The 18,917-nt window shown below is 57.2% G+C and carries 15 protein-coding genes and 1 tRNA gene; 4 read left to right on the forward strand and 12 right to left on the reverse strand.

Annotated elements, in window-relative coordinates; all coding sequences use genetic code 11:
- Window positions 1-55: 55 nt before the first annotated feature.
- From KQI65_03980 to KQI65_04035, 12 genes are all read right to left on the reverse strand, one after another.
- Window positions 56-544: a hypothetical protein gene (locus tag KQI65_03980; protein MCB2203883.1), complete on the reverse strand. Its 489-nt coding sequence runs from the start codon at window positions 542-544 to the stop codon at window positions 56-58.
- Window positions 541-2,124 carry an NAD(P)H-hydrate dehydratase gene (locus tag KQI65_03985; protein ID MCB2203884.1) on the reverse strand — a complete coding sequence of 528 codons (1,584 nt, stop codon included), beginning with the start codon at window positions 2,122-2,124 and terminating at the stop codon, window positions 541-543. Before KQI65_03985 ends, KQI65_03980 begins: the two co-directional genes overlap by 4 nt.
- Before the next feature lie 6 nt (window positions 2,125-2,130).
- Window positions 2,131-3,555: an NADH-quinone oxidoreductase subunit N gene (locus KQI65_03990; protein ID MCB2203885.1), complete on the reverse strand. Its 1,425-nt coding sequence runs from the start codon at window positions 3,553-3,555 to the stop codon at window positions 2,131-2,133.
- Window positions 3,556-3,594: 39 nt separating this feature from the next.
- Entirely contained in the window at window positions 3,595-5,007 is a 1,413-nt protein-coding gene (locus KQI65_03995; GenBank protein MCB2203886.1) for a sodium:proton antiporter, read from the reverse strand.
- A 114-nt stretch (window positions 5,008-5,121) separates the two neighbouring features.
- Window positions 5,122-6,663: an NADH-quinone oxidoreductase subunit M gene (locus KQI65_04000; GenBank protein MCB2203887.1), complete on the reverse strand. Its 1,542-nt coding sequence runs from the start codon at window positions 6,661-6,663 to the stop codon at window positions 5,122-5,124.
- Window positions 6,664-6,672: 9 nt separating this feature from the next.
- Window positions 6,673-8,610, reverse strand: coding sequence for an NADH-quinone oxidoreductase subunit L (gene nuoL, locus KQI65_04005; protein MCB2203888.1), 1,938 nt, complete (start codon window positions 8,608-8,610; stop codon window positions 6,673-6,675).
- 74 nt (window positions 8,611-8,684) lie between these two features.
- On the reverse strand, window positions 8,685-8,987 hold the full coding sequence (gene nuoK / locus KQI65_04010) for an NADH-quinone oxidoreductase subunit NuoK (protein MCB2203889.1): 303 nt from the start codon (window positions 8,985-8,987) through the stop codon (window positions 8,685-8,687).
- A 27-nt stretch (window positions 8,988-9,014) separates the two neighbouring features.
- Complete coding sequence (locus KQI65_04015) at window positions 9,015-9,473, reverse strand: NADH-quinone oxidoreductase subunit J (protein ID MCB2203890.1); 459 nt, start codon at window positions 9,471-9,473, stop codon at window positions 9,015-9,017.
- Between the two features lie 168 nt (window positions 9,474-9,641).
- Entirely contained in the window at window positions 9,642-10,466 is an 825-nt protein-coding gene (locus KQI65_04020) for an aminotransferase class IV (protein ID MCB2203891.1), read from the reverse strand.
- 5 nt (window positions 10,467-10,471) lie between these two features.
- Entirely contained in the window at window positions 10,472-11,932 is a 1,461-nt protein-coding gene (locus KQI65_04025; GenBank protein ID MCB2203892.1) for an anthranilate synthase component I family protein, read from the reverse strand.
- The gene (locus KQI65_04030; GenBank protein ID MCB2203893.1) at window positions 11,929-12,525 is read right to left on the reverse strand and encodes an aminodeoxychorismate/anthranilate synthase component II; all 597 of its coding nucleotides are present in this window, start codon (window positions 12,523-12,525) and stop codon (window positions 11,929-11,931) included. The genes KQI65_04025 and KQI65_04030 overlap by 4 nt, the downstream gene beginning before the upstream one ends.
- Window positions 12,526-12,594: 69 nt before the next feature.
- Window positions 12,595-12,670: transfer RNA gene (locus tag KQI65_04035), tRNA-Thr, on the reverse strand.
- Between the two features lie 462 nt (window positions 12,671-13,132).
- On the opposite strand from KQI65_04035, the gene metK reads away from it, so the two are divergent.
- The 4 genes from metK to KQI65_04055 all read left to right on the forward strand — a co-directional run bounded on the left by metK (window position 13,133) and on the right by KQI65_04055 (window position 18,712).
- Entirely contained in the window at window positions 13,133-14,281 is a 1,149-nt protein-coding gene (gene metK, locus KQI65_04040) for a methionine adenosyltransferase (GenBank protein MCB2203894.1), read from the forward strand.
- Between the two features lie 49 nt (window positions 14,282-14,330).
- Window positions 14,331-15,611, forward strand: a complete 1,281-nt coding sequence (locus KQI65_04045; GenBank protein ID MCB2203895.1) for an adenosylhomocysteinase — start codon at window positions 14,331-14,333, stop codon at window positions 15,609-15,611.
- 184 nt (window positions 15,612-15,795) lie between these two features.
- Window positions 15,796-16,461, forward strand: a complete 666-nt coding sequence (locus tag KQI65_04050) for a fumarylacetoacetate hydrolase family protein (GenBank protein ID MCB2203896.1) — start codon at window positions 15,796-15,798, stop codon at window positions 16,459-16,461.
- 13 nt (window positions 16,462-16,474) lie between these two features.
- The gene (locus KQI65_04055; protein ID MCB2203897.1) at window positions 16,475-18,712 is read left to right on the forward strand and encodes a M23 family metallopeptidase; all 2,238 of its coding nucleotides are present in this window, start codon (window positions 16,475-16,477) and stop codon (window positions 18,710-18,712) included.
- Window positions 18,713-18,917: the final 205 nt, after the last annotated feature.

Here is an 18,917-nt window from a genome sequence, read left to right on the forward strand (position 1 = left end):
TATACGTGCTGGGGTGACGCTAATCAATACCTGGTCTAAATAATATTACGTTTTTTCAGGATTTTTCCGATGGAAGAGGAAGGCGGAGGAGTCGGGCGGAGAGGTGCAGGATGCGCATGCGGCCGGTGATGGCAATGAACAGGCAGGCGAGCGCGATGCCGATGGCATTTGCAAGAATGTCGTACGTGTCGGCGAGGCGCGATGTGAAGACGTCCTGGTAATATTCGCTGAGTGCGCCGAAAATCAGGGTGATAATGGCGGCACGGAGCAGGAGCCCCCAACCGGGATTGGGCTGGACACCATTTTCAGTTTTGCTGCCGGCATTGTGTTGCCCGCCGCTCTCGGATGAACTTCCGGCTGCTCTGCGGTACGCAAATGCGATCCAGAGGAGCACGGTCTGCATGCCGAAGAGTCCGAAATGCGCGATTTTGTCGGGCTTCCAGAAATTGACTTCAGGGAAGGACGATCCGGGGAGGGACAACAGCACCATGATGAGAAGAAACCAGAGGGTGGCGGGAAGGACGGTACGCTGGCGATGGCTCATCGCTGGGCGGCATCCGAGCCGTTGAGCAGATCGCGGATAATCTCGCCGTACGCGTGCATGATGTCCGTGGCAATCAGCCCGTACTCACCGACGATATCCCGTGCATGATCGCCCGCGAGTCCGTGCAGATACACGCCCAGGCATGCGGCCTGCTCCATGCTGGCACCCTGCGCCGCGAGTCCTGCGATGATGCCGGAAAGCACGTCACCAGATCCCGCCGTGGCCATGCCGGGATTGCCCGTAGAGTTGATGAAGGTCTTCCCATCCTTCGTGGCGACGACTGTCGGGGCTCCCTTGAGCACGAGGGTGACACCGAATTCCACGGCGAACGTCTGTGCGATGTCGATGCGCTTGCTCTCGATTTCTTCCTTGGACTGCACCACGAGACGCGCGAATTCCCCGACATGGGGTGTGAGGATGATGTCGTTCTGCGTCTGCTGCAGCAGCGGGAGATGCTCGCGCAGGGCGTACAGCGCGTCAGCGTCGAGCAGGAGGGGACGCGAGGCGCGTTCGATGAGGCGGCGCACGAGATTCTGCGTCTCATACTGCCGGGAAATGCCCGGACCGAGGATACTGATGCTGGCGTCGTCACAGCGTTTGAGTATGGCATCGAAATCCTGCAGACTGAAGCTCCCGACACTGGTTTCCCCGAAGGGAATGGTCATGACTTCGGTCAGCTTGATTTCCAAGATGGAATTGAGGCTGGCTGGAACACCGAGATTGACGATGCCGGCACCGCTGCGCAGTGCCGCTTCCGATGCCATGGCGGCCGCACCGGTGAGCCCGGTTGACCCGGCAAGCACGAAGACATTTCCCAGCTGATACTTGTGCACATCGTGCCGGCGCCGCGGCAGCCATTTGCGCATGGCGTGCTCGGTGAGCTGGAAAGTTGAAGTCGCATGTTCGGTGTATCCCGCCTGCGCATTGCCGATATCAATATTGAACACCTCTCCGGCATACACGCGTCCCTCACGCAGCAGTAGTCCGCGCTTGAGTCCGCCCATGGTCGCCGTCGCGGCGCATTCGAGCGCAATGCCCAGTACTTCGCCGGTATCCGCATTGATGCCTGTGGGAATGTCCACCGCGAAGACGGGGATGTCGGACTGGTTGAGTACCTCAACGATCTCGGCGATTTCCCCCTTGATTGGCGAACTGATTCCGGTCCCGAGCATGGCGTCCACCACGAAGTCGGGCCGCCGGTCGATCGTGTCCTGCAGCGCAGCGCTGCCGCTCAGAAGCTGCACGCGCAGGAGATCCGTGTCTTTCTCCATCCGTCGGATGATCCGAAGGTTTGCTGCCGCGTCTCCCTGCGACGCTTCATCGGGTCCCAGCGTGTACACCAGCACGCGTGCCCGGCGATTGACCAGGTGCCGCGCCATGGCGAAACCATCCCCGCCGTTGTTGCCTTTGCCGCAGAGTATGACGACGAAGGCGCCCTCCATGTCGCCAAAAAATTCTTCGGCGGCATCGACGGCGCCCCGTGAGGCATTTTCCATGAGGACGATGCCGGGAATTCCGTATTCTTCGATCGCGGCCCTGTCACAGGCGCGCATCTCGTCAGATGTGTAGACAGGAAGCATATGCTTCTAGAATAAGCGGCCCATCCAGTCGAGTATCCACGACGGGAAAACGCCGATCAGCAGGATGCCGACGGCTGAAAGCGCGAGTGCAAAGGCACTGCTGCCGGAAAACACCGTCTGCTGGGGCTGTTCCTCTGTCTGGAAGAACATTACCACGACGACACGGAGATAGTAGTACACCGAAATCATACTGGTAATGACACCGATAATGGTGAGCCAGGTGTAACCGCCTTCGATTGCGGCGACGAAGATGTAGTATTTCCCGAAGAAGCCCGCGAGCGGGGGGAGTCCCACCAGCGAGAACATGAATACTGCCATCATCACCGCGAGCGTGGGACGGCGGTAATAAAGTCCTTTGAAGTTGTCGATGGCCGTGCCGCCCTGCTCACTGTTCTCGATCACCGAGGCGATGCCAAAGGCGCCGATGTTGGTGAGTGTGTAGGAGATCAGGTAGAACAGCACGCCTGCCAGACTGATCTCACCACCGACCGTGAGTCCGATAAGCATGTAGCCCGCATGCGCAATGCTCGAGTATGCCAGCATGCGTTTGATGTTGCTCTGTGCCAGCGCCACGAGGTTTCCAATCAGCATCGAAGCGACAGAGAGGACGGCAAACACGGTGTTGATGCTGCTCTCGGTGAACTTGAAGGTTGATGTGAAGACAAGCAGCAGGGCCGTGAAGGCCGCGGCCTTTGCGCCGGTGGACATGAAGGCGGAGACCATCGTGGGGGAGCCTTCGTACACGTCGGGCACCCACATGTGAAAGGGGACGGCGCCGACCTTGAAGGCGAAGCCGACAAGCAGCAGTCCGACCCCTGTCAGGAACAGGGGATCGGACTTGAGTGCCTGCAGATTCTGAGCGATTTCAAGAATGTTGGTCGTACCGGTGCTGCCGTAAATCAACGCGATGCCGTAGAGAAAGAAGCCGGTGGCGAAGGCGCCGAGAAGGAAGTATTTCAGCGCGGCTTCGTTGGCTTTGAGAACGCGACGGCTGAAGCCGGCGAGCACGTAGAGGCAGACAGACATCAGCTCGAGGCCGATAAAGGTCACGACGAGGTCGGTTCCTGTGGCAAGCGCCATCATTCCGCCGACTGCAAGGAGAATGAGATGGAAAAATTCTCCGTACGCGACACCGATTTTCGCGATGTATTCCCGGGAGAGCATTATGGTGAGTCCCGCCGCCACAAGGAATATGATATTGACAAGACTGGCGTAGCCGCCTGTCATCACCATCCCGTCGAAGGCTGTTCCACGGTGCGGGAACGTCCACACGGCCAGCGCGATGTTGCCGAGAATGCCGATGAGCGACACCCAGTACTCCGCTGTGTGCGAATCTTTCTTCAGCGCATTGATCATGATAACGATCAACGCGAGGAGAATCGTACCGGCGACCGGTGCGGTGTTCAGCGTATCAGTGAGCAGTTGTTCCATCGTGTATGCCTGAAATCGCAGTGTAAGGAAAAATCCTGGTTAGGAAAAATACAGCCACCAGATCAGGATGAAGATCGGCAGCAGTATGGGTATTGAAAACTTGATCATGTAGCCGAAGAACGAGGGCATCTTCGCGCCCATCTGTTCGGCGATGGACTTCACCATGAAGTTCGGGGCGTTGCCAATATACGTCATCGCACCGAAGAAGACGGCGGAAACGCTGATGGCCATCACGTACAGCGGGTGCACGCTGATCAGCTGTGACACCTGGATGTCGCTGAGCGGCACGCTGTTTGCGGCCACCATGCTCGGGTGATATTCCACGAGCGTCTTGACCGTCATACGTACTTCCTCGGAATACTGCATGAAGTTCGGGGCGTGCAGCGCACCGTTCGCAATGACTTCCTGCACCTGGTGAATCAGGTCGGGCTGGACGAGCAAACCGATTTCGGCGCTCAGGAAATTCAGGTACGTCGGCGCATTGTCGAGGAAGGAGGAAAGGATGCCCGTGCCCCAGTAAAACTGTCCCGGAGCCGTGATGCCGAGCGAACCGGCGTTCAGCTCGAGCCAGTCGAGGGCAGGCACCATCGTGGCGAAGAGCCCGAGGAAGAGGAAGCCCACTTCCTTGATCGGGAAGAAATTGAAGTCGTTGGCCTTGTGCACATGCTCCTTCGTCGTGTAATAGGAACCCGCGGCGGCGATGATCATGATGGCTTCGCGCACGAAGGGGGGATCCTGGATAAACACGGCGACGAGAATCATCAGCAGGAAGCCGATGTTGTGCAGTCCTTCCACCTTTGTCTTATCCCCGGCGTCATCCTGCTTGTGCCTGATGTCGGCGGGCATCTTCATATAGTAGAACCAGTCGATGGCGACGAATACCGCGAGAATCATGAGGATGGTCAGTCCCCAGATATCCCACACATACTCGAGCACCCAGAAAAAGGGTATGCCTTTCAGGTAGCCGAGGAAGAGCGGGGGATCGCCGATCGGGGTGAGTCCGCCACCGATGTTGCTGACGATGAAGATGAAAAAGACGATGTGGTACGCGTGCAGACGCGACTTGTTGTTGCGGAGGAAGGGACGGATGAGAATCATCGACGCGCCGGTGGTACCGACGATATTCGCGAGTACGGCACCGATGGCGAGGATGATGGTGTTTTTAATGGGCGATGCATAGCCCTGCAGGGCGATGTGCAGCCCGCCCGCGACGATATACAGTGAACCGACGAGGGCGATGAAACTGAAGTACTCGATTCCCGAGTGCAGCATGCGCACGGGATTCTGAAGGAAAAAGACATAGTAGATGATGGTGATGAGGCCGAGTCCGATGGCCACATGCGGAAAATAATGATGCCACCAGTGTCCGTTGATGAAAGGCATGAGGGCAATGGCGAGCAGGAGAAGGATGAAGGGAATCACCATAAGGGGATCGGGCTCAATTAAATGCATTTCACCCGCCTCCGACGCGAAGGCCGGGACGTTGAAAAGCATCAGAGCCACGAGCGTGGTCATACACGCTCTGAAAATTCGGGAAAACGGTTTCAACAAGGTGCTCCTGTGCATTTACTGGTCTGAAACAGTGGTTGACAGCAATTCACCACGCTGTACCTGTTCCAGCTTGTCGACGACGCGCTGCATCGTGGGTTCGGTTTTCTCCATGAAGGTGCTCGGATAAATGCCGATCCACACGATGAAAAGCAGTATAGGCAGGAGCAGCCCGATTTCACGTGACGACAGGTCGACAAGTTTGCTGTTTTCCTCGCTGCGGGAGACACCGAACACCACGCGCTGGAACATCCAGAGCATGTAGACGGCCGCAAAAACCACGCCCGTGGCAGCGAAGATGACGTACCAGTGCGAGCCCAGTACAGTGGAGTTGAAGGAGCCGAGGAGGATAAGGAATTCCCCGACAAAACCGTTGAGTCCGGGGAGGCCGATCGATGACAGTGTGACGATCATGAAGAACGTCGAGAACACCGGGATCTGTCGGGCGAGTCCGCCGAAATCTTCAATCATGCGCGTATGACGTCTGTCGTAAATCATGCCGACGATAAGGAAGAGTGCGCCGGTGGAGAGACCATGATTGATCATCTGGATGAGTCCACCCTGCAAACCCTCAATCGTCATGCCGAAAATGCCGAGAAGAATGAAACCCATGTGGCTGACGGAGGAATAGGCCACAAGTTTTTTCACATCCTTCTGCACCATGGAAACGAGTGCTCCGTATATAATGCCCACCACGCCAAGCGCGGAAAGGACGGAGGCGAATTCAATGGAAGCCAGCGGGAAAAGCTGGAGGTTGAAACGGATCAGACCGTAGGTCCCCATTTTCAGCAGCACACCGGCCAGGATAACCGATCCGCCGGTGGGTGCCTGGACGTGTGCGTCCGGCAGCCAGGTGTGCAGCGGGAAGGCGGGAACCTTGATGAGAAAGCTCAGCGCAAAGGCCGCGAACATCCATCCTTGAATGTCGAGCGGAATCGTCGGCGCGATGTCGAAGAGCATGGTAATGTCGGTGGTGAACGTGCCGCCCGGAAGGGTGGAGGCATAGTAGCCCAGCCAGATAATGGCGATGAGCATGAGCAGCGAACCGACCATGGTGTAGATGAAGAACTTCACCGTGGCGTAAATGCGCTCTTTGCCGCCCCAGATACCGATGATGAAATACATCGGGATGAGGATCAACTCCCAGAACACGTAAAACAGGAAGGTGTCGAGGGAGGAGAAGACGCCGATCATGGCCGTTTCAAGCAGCAGCATGAGTGCGACATAGGCGGGCACCTGCTTCGTCACGGATTTCCACGACGAAATCAGCACGATGGGAGTCAGGAAGGTGGTCAGCACCACCAGCAGCAGGGAAATCCCGTCGAGTCCGACATGATAGCTCACGTTGAGGGCGGGAATCCAGCTGACTTTCTCCACGAACTGCATCGCCGGATTTGCCGGGTCGTAGGCAAAGAACAGTTCCAGCGAGACGAGGAAGTTCAGCAGCGAGGCGCCGAGTCCCGTCCAGCGGGCGGCTCCGTCACTGCGGCGCGCGAGCAGCACGGCTGCGAGGCCGATGAGGGGGAGAAAAAGTACGACGTTGAGAACGTGTGGAATCATCGTGTTGTATCAGCTCAATATGATCAATCCGAGAACGATAACGATACCGAGAACGATCAGGGCGGCGTAACTCTGCACGACGCCTGTCTGGATCACGCGAATACTGCGGCTGACCCATGCGGTCAGTGTTGCGACGCCGTTGACGATACCGTCAATGATGCGTACGTCGAACACGCGGAACAGGAAGCTTTCCGAGGTCTTCACGAGGGGACGCACGACACTGCCGTTGTACCCCTCGTCGACATAATACTTGTTGGCAAGCAGGCGGTAGAGGAAACCGGTTTTCGCGGCAATCTTGTTGTCCGCTTCCGGGTTCTTCAAGAACACCGAGCGACCGAACCAGAAACCGATGAAGCCGATCGCGACGCTCACCGCCATGAGGATGTACTCGAGCGTGTGATTGTGATGCTCGGCCAGCGCCATGGTGTGCTCCGCCTGTGCGAAAATGGGATGCAGCCACTGGTGAATGGCGTTGCCGCCGCCGAGCACGGCGGGGATGCCGATGAAGCCGCCCACAATGGCCAGGAAAGCAAGCACGATGAGCGGAATGGTCATCGTGGCCGGGGATTCATGCGGATGCTTGTCTTTCGCCCAGCGCGGCTCGCCTTCAAAGGTGAGTGTGACCATGCGGAACATGTAGAATGCCGTCATCAGTGCTGCCAGCGCACCGATGCCCCAGAGCAGTACCGAGCCGTCAGCGAAGGATTTCCAGAGAATCTCATCCTTGGAGAAAAACCCTGCCAGCGGCGGGAAGCCCGCGATGGCGAAACTGGAGATGAGGAAGGTCCAGTACGTCTTCGGCATGACGCTCTTCAGTCCGCCCATGTAGCGAATGTCCTGCTCCTCGTGCATGGCATGAATCACCGAACCGGATCCGAGGAAGAGGCAGGCCTTGAAGAACGCATGCGTCATCACGTGGAAAATACCAGCGGTGAAAGCGCCCACACCGAGGGCGAGGAACATATATCCGAGCTGGCTGACGGTAGAGTATGCCAGCACTTTCTTGATGTCGTTCTGTACGAGTCCGATAGACGCGGCCATGATGGCGGTGAGCGCACCGACGATGGCGACGACCATCATGGTGTCAGGCGCCAGTGCGTACAGCGCGGAGTTGCGTGCCACCATGTAGACGCCGGCGGTAACCATGGTTGCGGCATGGATCAGGGCGCTGACGGGGGTGGGACCAGCCATGGCGTCGGGCAGCCAGACGAACAGCGGGATCTGCGCCGATTTTCCGGTTGCGCCGATGAAAAGCAGCAACGTGATCCAGAACACGGTGCTGTTCCCGACAGCCAGGTGTTCCGAACCCTGCATGACTTCATTGAACGTCAGCGAACCGAATTCCTTGAAGATCAGGAACATGCCGAGCATGAAGGCGAAGTCGCCGATGCGGTTGACCCAGAAGGCCTTGTTGCCCGCGTCACCCGTCCATGTAATGCCCACGCCGTCGAATTTCTTGTCGTACCAGAACCCGATCAGGAGGTAGGAACAGAGTCCGACACCTTCCCAGCCGAGGAACATCAGCACGTAGTTGTCGGCAAGGACGAGATTCAGCATGGCGAAAATGAACAGGTTCAGGTAGGTGAAAAACCTCCAGAAACTGCGGTCGCCGTGCATGTAGCCGATCGAGTAGACGTGAATGAGGAAACCGACACCCGTGACAACGAGGGTCATGAAGATGGAAAGCTGGTCGACCTGGTAGGCGGCGGAAACCTTGAATGTGCCGGCGGCCAGCCAGGTGAACAGCGTAACCACGCTTCCACGCTCTTCGGCGGGCATGCCAAGCATTTCGATGAAAATGCCTGCGGCTACGAGGAAGGAAAGCCCCACCGCGCCGCTGCCGATGCTTCCGATCAGCTTTTCATTCTTGATTTTCCGTCCGAACAGCCCGTTGATGAGCAGTCCGATCAGCGGAAAGAGTACGATAAGCCCGACGTATTGATGCATGGGTCGAAATGGACGTTATGAAGTTTCAGTAGTCGATGGATTGGTAATGCTGTCCCGCACAGGCCGAGACAGTGTCACCACTTGAGAATATTGACGTCGTTGATGTTGACCGTCTGCTTGTTTCGGAACAGTGCGATAACGATCGCGAGTCCGACCGCAGCTTCCGCTGCAGCGACGGCCATGACAAAGAAGACGAAAATCTGTCCGTTGACGTTGCCGAGATACGACGAGAACGCAACGAAGGTCAGGTTCACCGAGTTGAGCATCAGCTCGATACACATGAAGATGATAATCGCATTGCGGCGTGTGAGCACTCCCACCACACCGGTGATGAACATGACAGCGCTGAGAATCAGGTAGTAGTGTATGGGGATCATGAGTCCGTATTCCGTTTGGTCATTCGATCAGGGGAAACGCTTTTTGGCCAGCACCACGGCACCGATCATGGCCGCGAGCAGCAGAATGGACGTCAGTTCAAAAGGAAAGACGAAGCGCGTGAACAGCACGCCGCCGATATGTTCGACAGTCCCTATTTCAGCGCTCGTCGGCGCCTGCTGTGTGAAACCGGCAAGTGAATCGGCCCCCTTCCATGCTATCACTTCAATAATGAGTCCGAGGGTCACGAGGGCGAACAGCAGGCTTGCATAATGCCGTTTCGTCATGGTTTCACGGAGCGGCACTTCGTCCTCGAGATTGAGAAGCATGATGACGAAGAGCACGAGCACCATGATCGCACCTGCATACACGAGTATCTGTATGATGGCGACGAACTGGGCGCTGAGTGTGAGGTAAATGCCGGCGAGGGAAATGAAATTCAGGATGAGGAACAGGGCGCTGTTGACCGGATTCGCGCGCGTGATCATCAAAATCCCTGAGAGTACCGCGACGGCGGCAAGGACGAGGAAGACGATCAAATCGGAAGACACATTTTCTCCGGGAAAGGGTGAAAATCAGCTCGTAATCATACGAATATAGCCGGAATGCGTGACTGATACAAACCAGCAGGGAACAGGCACTTGCGCAGTTTCCGGTCAGGAAAATGCGAGCCAGGCATCGCGCAGCGGAAGCATGCCTTCAGCCGGGAAGAGGGGGACGGCATGGTTGCCGACATGGCTGACCGGAAAGGGTCCCAGCAGGGCGTTTGCCACGCAGATTATCGCTCCCGAGGTAAGCTCCTGTGGCTGCACGGTGCGCCGCTGTACCTCCATGCCCAGGTCGCTGCATATTTCCGCCATGACACCACTGGTGATGCCGGGCAGCGCATCGTCAGATTCTGGGAGCACCAGTTTGTCGTCGTCGAAAATCAGGAGTGATGTGAACGTGCATTCGGAGATGTTGCCCCGACGGTCGCGCAGCACGGCGTCGTCATACCCCTCACGCCGCGCGGCGTGCAGCAGGTGGCGGTAGGAAAGATAGCTCGTGCTTTTGTGTCCGGCGATGGGCGTCGCCAGCATCTGTTCCGGTGCACGGAGTTTCCAGGCGATGTCCTGCGGGGGACGCACGTAAGGCTCAGCAGTGATCATCACGGTGTCGTGACGATGCGTCCAGTGCTGCGCTACGTCCCCGGGCGTTGCGAGAATTTTTACACGGCATTCGAAGTCCAGCAGTTCATTGCGCGTGAGCAGTTCGCCGATGATGTGGCGCACCTCTTCGTCCTCAAGTGCAAACGGGATGCCGAGCGCGTTGGAGGAAGCACGCAGCCGGGCCAGATGCCTGTCGAGCAGACGGGGCGTTCCATTTCGAGCGAGCAGGGTTTCAAACAGTCCCGCCCCGAACAACATGCCGGCATCCATGGCGGGCACGCGGGCTTCACGCGCGGGGTGGTATTCTCCGTTGACATAAATGATCTGCTGCATCGGTATTACTCCTCAAGGCCGGATTCCACTCCGGCGATGTTGAAAAATGTCGCGCCCTTGTGCAGGGTCTCCATGTATTCGTCCGACGGATCGGAATCAAACACGATACCGCCTCCCACCGAAAGGTGACAGATGCCGCTGCGTACCACCGCGGTGCGGATGGCGATATTGAAATCCGCCGTGCCGTCCGCTTCAAGCAAACCGACACTCCCCGTGTAGACATGACGAGTCTCCGGCTCCAGCGCATCGATGATTTCCATTGCGCGGATTTTCGGACAGCCGGTGATCGATCCCCCGGGAAATACCGCGCGGAACACATCGTCGATTCCAGCTTCGCCGGACAGTGTGCCTTCGACAATGGACACCAGGTGCATGACGTTGGCATAGCGTTCGATGCGCCGGTGTTCCCGCACGCGCACAGTTCCCGTGCGGCATACACGTCCGAGATCGTTGCGCGCAAGGTCCACGATCATCGAAAGCTCCGCATCGTCTTTCTCGCTGGCCAGCAGGGCGCGTTCCTGTTGGCTGTCATCTTCATCGTTCTGTCCCCTGGGACGCGTGCCTTTTATCGGACGCGTCTCGATGTGCACGCTCTTGTCATCCGCTGTCTCCAGGCGGAACAGCCTCTCCATCGATGTCGAAAGCACGCAGTGATCCCCGGCGTTTACCCAGGCATAGAAGGGAGCTGGGTTCTGCTCGAAGAGCCGGAGCCAGATCGAAAATGCCGGCTGCGGCAGCGGGAAGCTGAAACGCTGGGAAAGATTGACCTGGTAGACGTCGCCGTCGTAAATGTGCTGCCGCACGCGGCGTACGGCAGACTCATACTCCTCACGCGAAAAGCCGCGCCTTGGCAGCGACGCAGGTGAATATGCGGTTTCTGCATATTTTCTCGGGCCGGAATATGCAGAATCTGCATAATGCGCTGAAATACCGTTCTCCGAAAGCGGCTGCAACTGCTCGCCGTCCATCGCCCAGACGATACTGTATTCGCTTCGCTGCGCCGCGGCATGATCGAAGTGCAGCATGCGTGTAGGCCAGAGAAGGACGAAATCCGGCAGGTCCAGCACATCCTCCGCTGCTGCGGGCAATCGTTCGATGTACCTTCCCGCTTCGTAGGCGACATAGCAGGCGACAGCCGCCGTGGCGTCCCGCTCTGTTTCAATGCCGGTGAGTCCTTCCCTGACTGCGGCAAGCAGTGTGAAAGGGTCCGTATTTTCTTCCCGCTCGCAGCCGCGTGTCGTAAGCAGTTCAGCGACGCCGTTTTTGACGCGGAGCATGGCGGCGGGACGAAGCATTGCAAGTGATCGGCGGCTGCAGTCGTGCTCCGCCCCACTGAGATATATGGCTGAAGGCAGGGATTCGGCATCCGGCTGCATTTCCGCGACGAAGTCATCGTGGCTTCCCCGGGAGGTACTTTCCCGCCTCACTGAAGGACGCATCGAGCGGAGGCGATCATGAAAACTCATCGCGGGTCCTCCGGCTTCATCCTCATCCCGGCAAGCGCAAGGAAGTTTGCAGCCATCGCGCTGCCGTGTTCCGTCATGAATGATTCGGGGTGAAATTGCACGGCATGAATTGGCAGTGCGCTGTGGTGCAGTGCCATCACGCAGCCGTCATCGGTCCACGCATCTTCAACGAGTAGTTCCGACGCTCGCTTCACTGCGAGCGAATGATAGCGCGCGGCACGGAAGGGGGAAGGGAGTCCGGCAAACACCCCCGCACCGCTATGTCGCAGAAGCTGGGCTTTCCCATGCACGGGAAGTGGCGCGTGCACCGTACGTCCTTCATAGTGTTCATTGATCACCTGCATCCCGAGACAGACACCGAGTATAGGCAGCTCGCGCTCCCATCGCCTCAGCGCCTCACGGCTGACGCCGCTGTCGCGTGGCGTTCCCGGTCCCGGTGAAATGCATAACGCATCCGGTCGCAGAGCGGCCAGTTCGTTAACCGGAACGTCGTTCCGCCGCACGACGACATCCACTTGATCTCCGAGTGCCGCAAACAGCTGGGCCAGGTTGTAGGTGAATGAGTCGAAGTTGTCGATGATCAGTAAACGCATCCCACAAGATAATCACCGGGAAAAAGAAAAACCCCGTCCTTCGCAAGGAAGAACGGGGAGTATCTTTTCTGGAGCCATCCATCGGACTCGAACCGACGACCTGCTCATTACGAGTGAGCTGCTCTACCAACTGAGCTAGGATGGCGAGTCAACAAATATAGGAGCGATGCAAGATAAATGCAACAAGCTGCGCTCAACGGGAACACGGATGTTCACCCGTCTTCGTCCTCGCTACGCTCGGACTTCGCCGCGGCAGGCCGGAGGAAAGGAGAGGCCCGATTTGCCAGCAGTGACTGTAGCGGTTGACAAATTCGGATTCCCCCAGTCTCCGCGAAGATTCGTATAATCCGTGGAGATCCGTGTTCCCCTTGATTGCGCTGATTGTGGCCTTTTTCGGAAAAGATTTTTCTCTTACCTTTTAATAATACCGCATTCTGAGCGGGAAGTAGTTGCGGTTCCCTGCTGTGTTCCTTCCCTCCGCATTGAAAGGTGAGTGAAGAACATGTACCGGTACTGAGCCTGTAAGCTGCAGGATCACCGGAGGCGGAGCTACGACATAGATTGATCGATTGATAACGTCATATTATTACCTGATAGGAAAACTTCCATGTCTTATCTCTTCACATCCGAATCCGTATCCGAAGGACATCCGGACAAAGTCTGCGATGCGATTTCCGATGCGGTGCTCGACAGTATTCTTCGTGACGATCCGCAGGCGCGGGTGGCCTGCGAGTGCTTTACGACGACAGGTTTCGTGCTGGTCGGCGGTGAGATTACCACGGACGCGTATGTGGACGTGCAGGAAATCGTACGCGAGACGGTACGCGAGATCGGTTATACGGATCCCAAGTATCGCTTCGACGCAGACAGCTGCGGCGTCGCATCGCATATTCACCAGCAGTCTCCCGACATTTTCCGCGGCGTGAAAGGCGGCGGTGCGGGCGACCAGGGTATCATGTTCGGCTACGCGACGAACGCGACTCCCGAATTCATGCCGCGTCCGATTCTCTACTCCCACAAGCTGGTGCAGCGGCTCGCCGAGATCAGGAAGAATGAGCCGAAGCTCATGCCGTACCTACGTCCCGATGCGAAGTCACAGGTGACTTTTGAGTATGAGGGACGCGAAGCGAAGCGTGTGCATACCATCGTCGTATCTACGCAGCATGATCCGAGCGTCTCCCAGAAGCAGATCAAAGAGGATGTGCGTGAGCATGTGATTGAAAAAGTCTTTCCCGAGGAATTGCTCGAGGGACGCGTCAAGCTGCATGTGAATCCCACGGGACGATTTGAAATTGGTGGCCCCCACGGGGATTCTGGACTGACGGGACGCAAGATCATCGTCGACACGTACGGTGGATGGGCTCCCCATGGCGGCGGCGCGTTCAGCGGTAAGGATCCGTCGAAAGTGGACCGCAGTGCAGCATACGCCACGCGTCATCTCGCGAAGAACCTCGTCGCAGCTGGTGTGGCGGACGAATGCACGATTCAGATCGGCTACGCCATCGGCGTGGCCAAACCGGTGTCGGTGCATGTCGATACGCACGGCACGGCGAAGAACGGCGTCACCGATACCGATATCGAGCGCTGGGTGCAGAAGAACGTGGACCTGACGCCGGCCGGTATTATCGAACGGCTGAAACTGCGTCGTCCCATCTACCGCGCAACCGCAGCGTACGGACACTTCGGGCGCAGCGAGAAGACGTTCACCTGGGAGAAACTCGACATGGTGAAAGACATCAAGAAGAAGCTGGTATAGATCATCAATTTCGATTAACCGTTTATTTCAATACAGGAGTGATCCCCTGATGGCAAAAGCCAAAAAGAACTACAAGGTCAAAGACATCAAGCTCGCCGACGAGGGCCGCAAGAAAATTGAGTGGGCCGAAAGCCGCATGCCTGTCATGATGGCGCTGCGCGAGAAGTACAAGAAGACCAAGCCGCTGAAAGGTTTCCGCATTGCGGGCTGCCTCCACGTGACCAAGGAAACCGCCGTACTCGTCGAAACGCTCGCCGCTGCTGGAGCAGATGTGAGCTGGAGCGGATGCAATCCGCTTTCTACCAATGACGAAGTGGCCGCCGCGCTCGCCGCAAAGGGTACGTCCATTTACGCATGGCACGGCATGAACGTGAAGGAATTCTACTGGGCCATCGAGCGCACGCTCGATTTCAAGCCCAACCTCACGCTCGATGATGGCGCGGACCTGATTTTCACCATCCACAACAAGCACAAAAAATTGATCCCTGAAATCCTCGGTGGTACGGAAGAGACCACGACCGGCGTGCATCGCCTGCGTGCCATGGCGGATGCGGGACAGCTCGAATACCCGGTCATCGCTGTCAACGACGCCGAGACGAAGTGGGATTTCGATAATGTGTACGGTACCGGACAGTCTACCCTCGACGGCATCCTGCGCGCAACGAGCATTCTGTTCGCTGGCAAGAACGTCGTCGTCGCCGGTTATGGCCACTGTGGAAAGGGCGTCGCCGAACGTGCGAAGGGACTCGGCGCCAATACCATCGTTACCGAAGTCAAGCCGACCGCGGCACTCAAGGCCACGCTCGAGGGACATGAGGTGATGACCATGGATCAGGCAGCCAAGGTGGGCGATGTGTTCATTACTGCTACGGGCGTGAAGGATGTCATCCGCGAAAAACATTTCCAGATGATGAAAGACGGCGCCGTGGTCTGCAACACCGGTCACTACGACTGTGAAATCAATATCCCTGAGCTCGAGAAGATCAAAAAGAGCAAGCGTCAGATCCGTGCCAACAACGAGGAATACATCCTCAAGAAAAACGGCAACCGTGTATACCTGCTCGCGCAGGGACGCCTGGTCAACCTGGCTGCCGCCGAGGGACATCCCTCCGAGGTGATGGATATGTCCTTCGCCAACCAGTTCCTCTCGCAGTTGCGCCTGGCCGAACTCGCGAAGAAAGGCAAGCGCCTCGACACCGCGGTGCATGATATCCCTGTCAAGCAGGACCAGGATATCGCCGCGCTCAAACTCCGTACCATGGGCTACAAGATTGACAAGCTCACGAAGGAGCAAAAAGAGTACATGGACGATTACAGCGCCGGTACCTGATCCTGCCTGTTTCCGGTACGAGCATTTTGCAGCGCCGTTTCTCATGAGAGGGACGGCGTTGTTTTTTTCGGAGACCAACCACCTGCGCGGTAACAGGACCGACTGCTCCCGCCCGATCACGTTTTTTCGCCTGCCCGCGAGACTGTATATTTCATCAGGAATTCATCATCACTATCCCATCGCCATGCCAACCGTAAACCTCCTTCCAGACAGTCAGTCCATCAAAGCAGGCACGATTTACTGCATTGGACGCAATTACATCAAGCACATCCAGGAACTGGAAAATGAATTCAACGCCGAACCGGTACTCTTCCTCAAACCTGCGGCGTCGCTGATCACCGGGGAACGTCAGATCGAACTGCCGGCATTCAGCAGTGATGTGCACCACGAGACGGAGATCGTACTGCTGGTTGGAAAAGAAGGAAGAAACATCTCCGAAGAAAACGCATTGCAGCATGTTACCGGTGTAGGGATAGGACTCGATCTCACCGCCCGCGATACGCAAAAAGCATTGAGGGACAAGGGACTGCCATGGACGGTGTCCAAGGGATTTGAAACTGCTGCCTGCGTTTCGGATTTCCTCCCGTTGCAGCGACTTGGTGAGCTTTCCCGCCTGCGCTTCTCGCTTCGTGTCAACGGAGAAATGCGGCAGGAGGGAGACAGCAGTCTCATGATATTCTCCATCCCGAAGATCATCGCCTACATCAGCAGCATCGTGACGCTGCTGCCGGGCGATCTCATTTATACCGGCACGCCGCACGGCGTCGCTCCCATCGCCGGTGGCGACAGGCTCGAGCTGTCGCTCGAAAACATCCTGCACGCCTCGTTTACCGTCGCGGAGGCGAATTAACCCGGTGAAATCCGTGATGCGCAGTGCCGTCGCCCCCGTCCTTATTGTCCTTGCCATTTCCTTCGGGTATGTGTTGCTGTCAGGCAACGATACTTCGCAAGAGCGTGTGGAAAAGGAGCGTGTCAGCAATCGATATGACACACTGGAGACGGACTGGGATGACTACCTCTGGCCCACGAATGCCGGGACAATTCGCACGTCGGATTTCGCGGAATTCCGGCGCACGCATTTTCATGCCGGAATCGATGTCAGTACCGGGGGACGCACCGGCTACGATGTATACGCCTCGCGTGATGGCTGGCTGCATTCGATCATGTTCGAACCCGGCGGCTACGGCTGGTTCCTCGTCCTCAAACATCACGACGGTTATCACACCTGCTATGCGCATCTCGAGAGCTTTTCAGAAAACGTGCTGAAAGCATATCGCCGTCGTCTCGCACAGCTCGACCGTTCCTATGGCTATGCGCTTCTCGATGCGAAAGACACCACCTGGGTGAAGAAAGGAGAGGTTGTCGCATTCACGGGTGCGACCGGGGCGGGACCTGCACATCTGCATTTCGAGGTGCGCGATCGCGATTTCAATCCTGTCAATCCGGGACTCTCACGCAACCTTCGTCCCGCCGATTCCATCCCTCCGGAACTGCGTCAGCTTTGCCTGCAGCCTCTCGACGGAAGCTCGAGCATCGACGGGGTATTTGAACAGAGCGTAGAGAATCTCCGGGGCTCCGGAAGCTCGTTCCGCGTAAACGCGGTACCGGTGATCAGGGGACGCGTAGGACTCCTGCTCCGCGCCCATGACAGGGCGAACGGGGCGACGGACTATCCGACGCCGTACAAGATCATGATGTTCGTCGACGGGAAGGAAGCCTTTTCCGTCGTGTCGAATCGCTTCTGCGACACCCTCAATTTCCATATTCGCATTGACAGGGACCACTGGCTCATGCAGTCGCGAAAGGGAGAATTCCGCAAGCTGTATCGCGAAGATGGCAATCTGCTCGAAACCTATGTGCAGCGTGCTGCGGACGCAGGAGTACTCTCCGAAGCCAATCTGGGCATCGGGGAAAAAAGACTGCTCATTGTGGCTGAGGATCTTGCAGGCAATCGCTCCATGCTCTCCATGCGTGTGATGATTGCAGCGGATGTGAAACTCGAACAGAAGCTCGAAGGGAAAACGCTGCACTTGAAAACTCTCGGAAACTGCGAAGCGCTGATTTTCGAGGAGCGCAACGGACGCCATTGGAAGGAAGTGCGTCAGTGGCCCGGCACTGCTGCGGGCAACGGTGTGGATGTTGATCTCGCGAGAATGCAGAAAGGCGATCTACGTGCCCGTACCCTCGATGCTGCAGGGAACGAGACGGTGCAGGCGACCTGGAACACCGCGCCGGTCAAGCACAGCGTAGGACGCCTCTACCAGAAGCGGGAATTCCTGTTCGATGAAATCGTGTACAGGCTCAAGATTGCGGCACCGTACGCCGAGCCGCCGACAGTGCGTATTACGCAGGGCGACAGAACGGAATTAGCGCAGGTGCTGCCGCTGGACGATGACACCTACCGTGCCGTCTGTCCCACATGGCCAGGCTTCGCCGGTGAAGCTGTCGTGAGTGTCGATTACAGGGTGGGACGAAAATCCATTCACTGGACAGACAATTTCAAGGCATATCACATCAGCGCACTCGACGGTGGACAGGTGACAGCGGATGATGGACGCTTTGTGATGTCCTTCAAGCCGGGCGACGTGTTCCGCTCTATGCTCTGTTTCGTGAGCAGTCCATCAGGTGATTCCATTCCCACCTGGAGAGTTGAGCCGGAAGACATGCCACTTGCCGGCCGTCCCCTCGTCAGCGTGGTGCCGCGTGTACGCAGGAGCGATTATCTGCTCACTGCTGATTATCCGGTCAAAAATTATGGTGCGGTACATATTCCGAATTCTCCCGCCGTCGCCGCACACTTCGGAAGATTTCTCGGAACCTATCATCTCAGACATGATGATGAAGGGCCCGATATTTCCGTCGCGTTCGCGTTCCGCAGTCGTGAACCGATTCGCCTCTCCATCAGCGATTCCGTGTCCGGGGTGGACTGGAACTCCATCGCTGTGTACATCGACAAGGCACTCATTCCCGTTGAATACAACGAGCGCCGTAATCTGCTCGTCGTTCCCTACGATGTGTACAAATCCATCGGCAAGGGCACACTTACCGTTCATGCGAAAGACCGGGCCGGGAACAGCTCCGTACTCAAACGGAAGATGTAGGCGTCACTCACAGCAACCAACGCATTGTGTGCGCGCACGGGAGATGCGCTGTGCAGAAGATGCACTGAGGTTGCGGTCTGCTGTCGCGGGACGTATGTGCGTGCAGCCTCTTCGCATGGCTGTGCGGCAAGCACCCACCCCATATTGCACTTCTGCCGCGTACTTCCGATAATAACGTGTTGCATATACGTATGCATCCCATGCC

Source organism: bacterium, from assembly GCA_020444325.1.
In the GTDB taxonomy this organism is placed as follows: domain Bacteria; phylum Bacteroidota; class Ignavibacteria; order SZUA-365; family SZUA-365; genus BM516.

Coding starts and splice junctions, on each gene's coding strand:
- KQI65_03980 (MCB2203883.1), bottom strand. CDS start 544: ATGAGCCATCGCCAGCGTACCGTCCTTCCCGCCACCCTCTGGTTTCTT.
- KQI65_03985 (MCB2203884.1), bottom strand. CDS start 2,124: ATGCTTCCTGTCTACACATCTGACGAGATGCGCGCCTGTGACAGGGCC.
- KQI65_04045 (MCB2203895.1), top strand. CDS start 14,331: ATGGCAAAAGCCAAAAAGAACTACAAGGTCAAAGACATCAAGCTCGCC.
- nuoL (MCB2203888.1), bottom strand. CDS start 8,610: ATGCATCAATACGTCGGGCTTATCGTACTCTTTCCGCTGATCGGACTG.
- metK (MCB2203894.1), top strand. CDS start 13,133: ATGTCTTATCTCTTCACATCCGAATCCGTATCCGAAGGACATCCGGAC.
- KQI65_04025 (MCB2203892.1), bottom strand. CDS start 11,932: ATGAGTTTTCATGATCGCCTCCGCTCGATGCGTCCTTCAGTGAGGCGG.
- nuoK (MCB2203889.1), bottom strand. CDS start 8,987: ATGATCCCCATACACTACTACCTGATTCTCAGCGCTGTCATGTTCATC.
- KQI65_04020 (MCB2203891.1), bottom strand. CDS start 10,466: ATGCAGCAGATCATTTATGTCAACGGAGAATACCACCCCGCGCGTGAA.
- KQI65_04015 (MCB2203890.1), bottom strand. CDS start 9,473: ATGATCACGCGCGCGAATCCGGTCAACAGCGCCCTGTTCCTCATCCTG.
- KQI65_04050 (MCB2203896.1), top strand. CDS start 15,796: ATGCCAACCGTAAACCTCCTTCCAGACAGTCAGTCCATCAAAGCAGGC.
- KQI65_04030 (MCB2203893.1), bottom strand. CDS start 12,525: ATGCGTTTACTGATCATCGACAACTTCGACTCATTCACCTACAACCTG.
- KQI65_03995 (MCB2203886.1), bottom strand. CDS start 5,007: ATGCATTTAATTGAGCCCGATCCCCTTATGGTGATTCCCTTCATCCTT.
- KQI65_04000 (MCB2203887.1), bottom strand. CDS start 6,663: ATGATTCCACACGTTCTCAACGTCGTACTTTTTCTCCCCCTCATCGGC.
- KQI65_03990 (MCB2203885.1), bottom strand. CDS start 3,555: ATGGAACAACTGCTCACTGATACGCTGAACACCGCACCGGTCGCCGGT.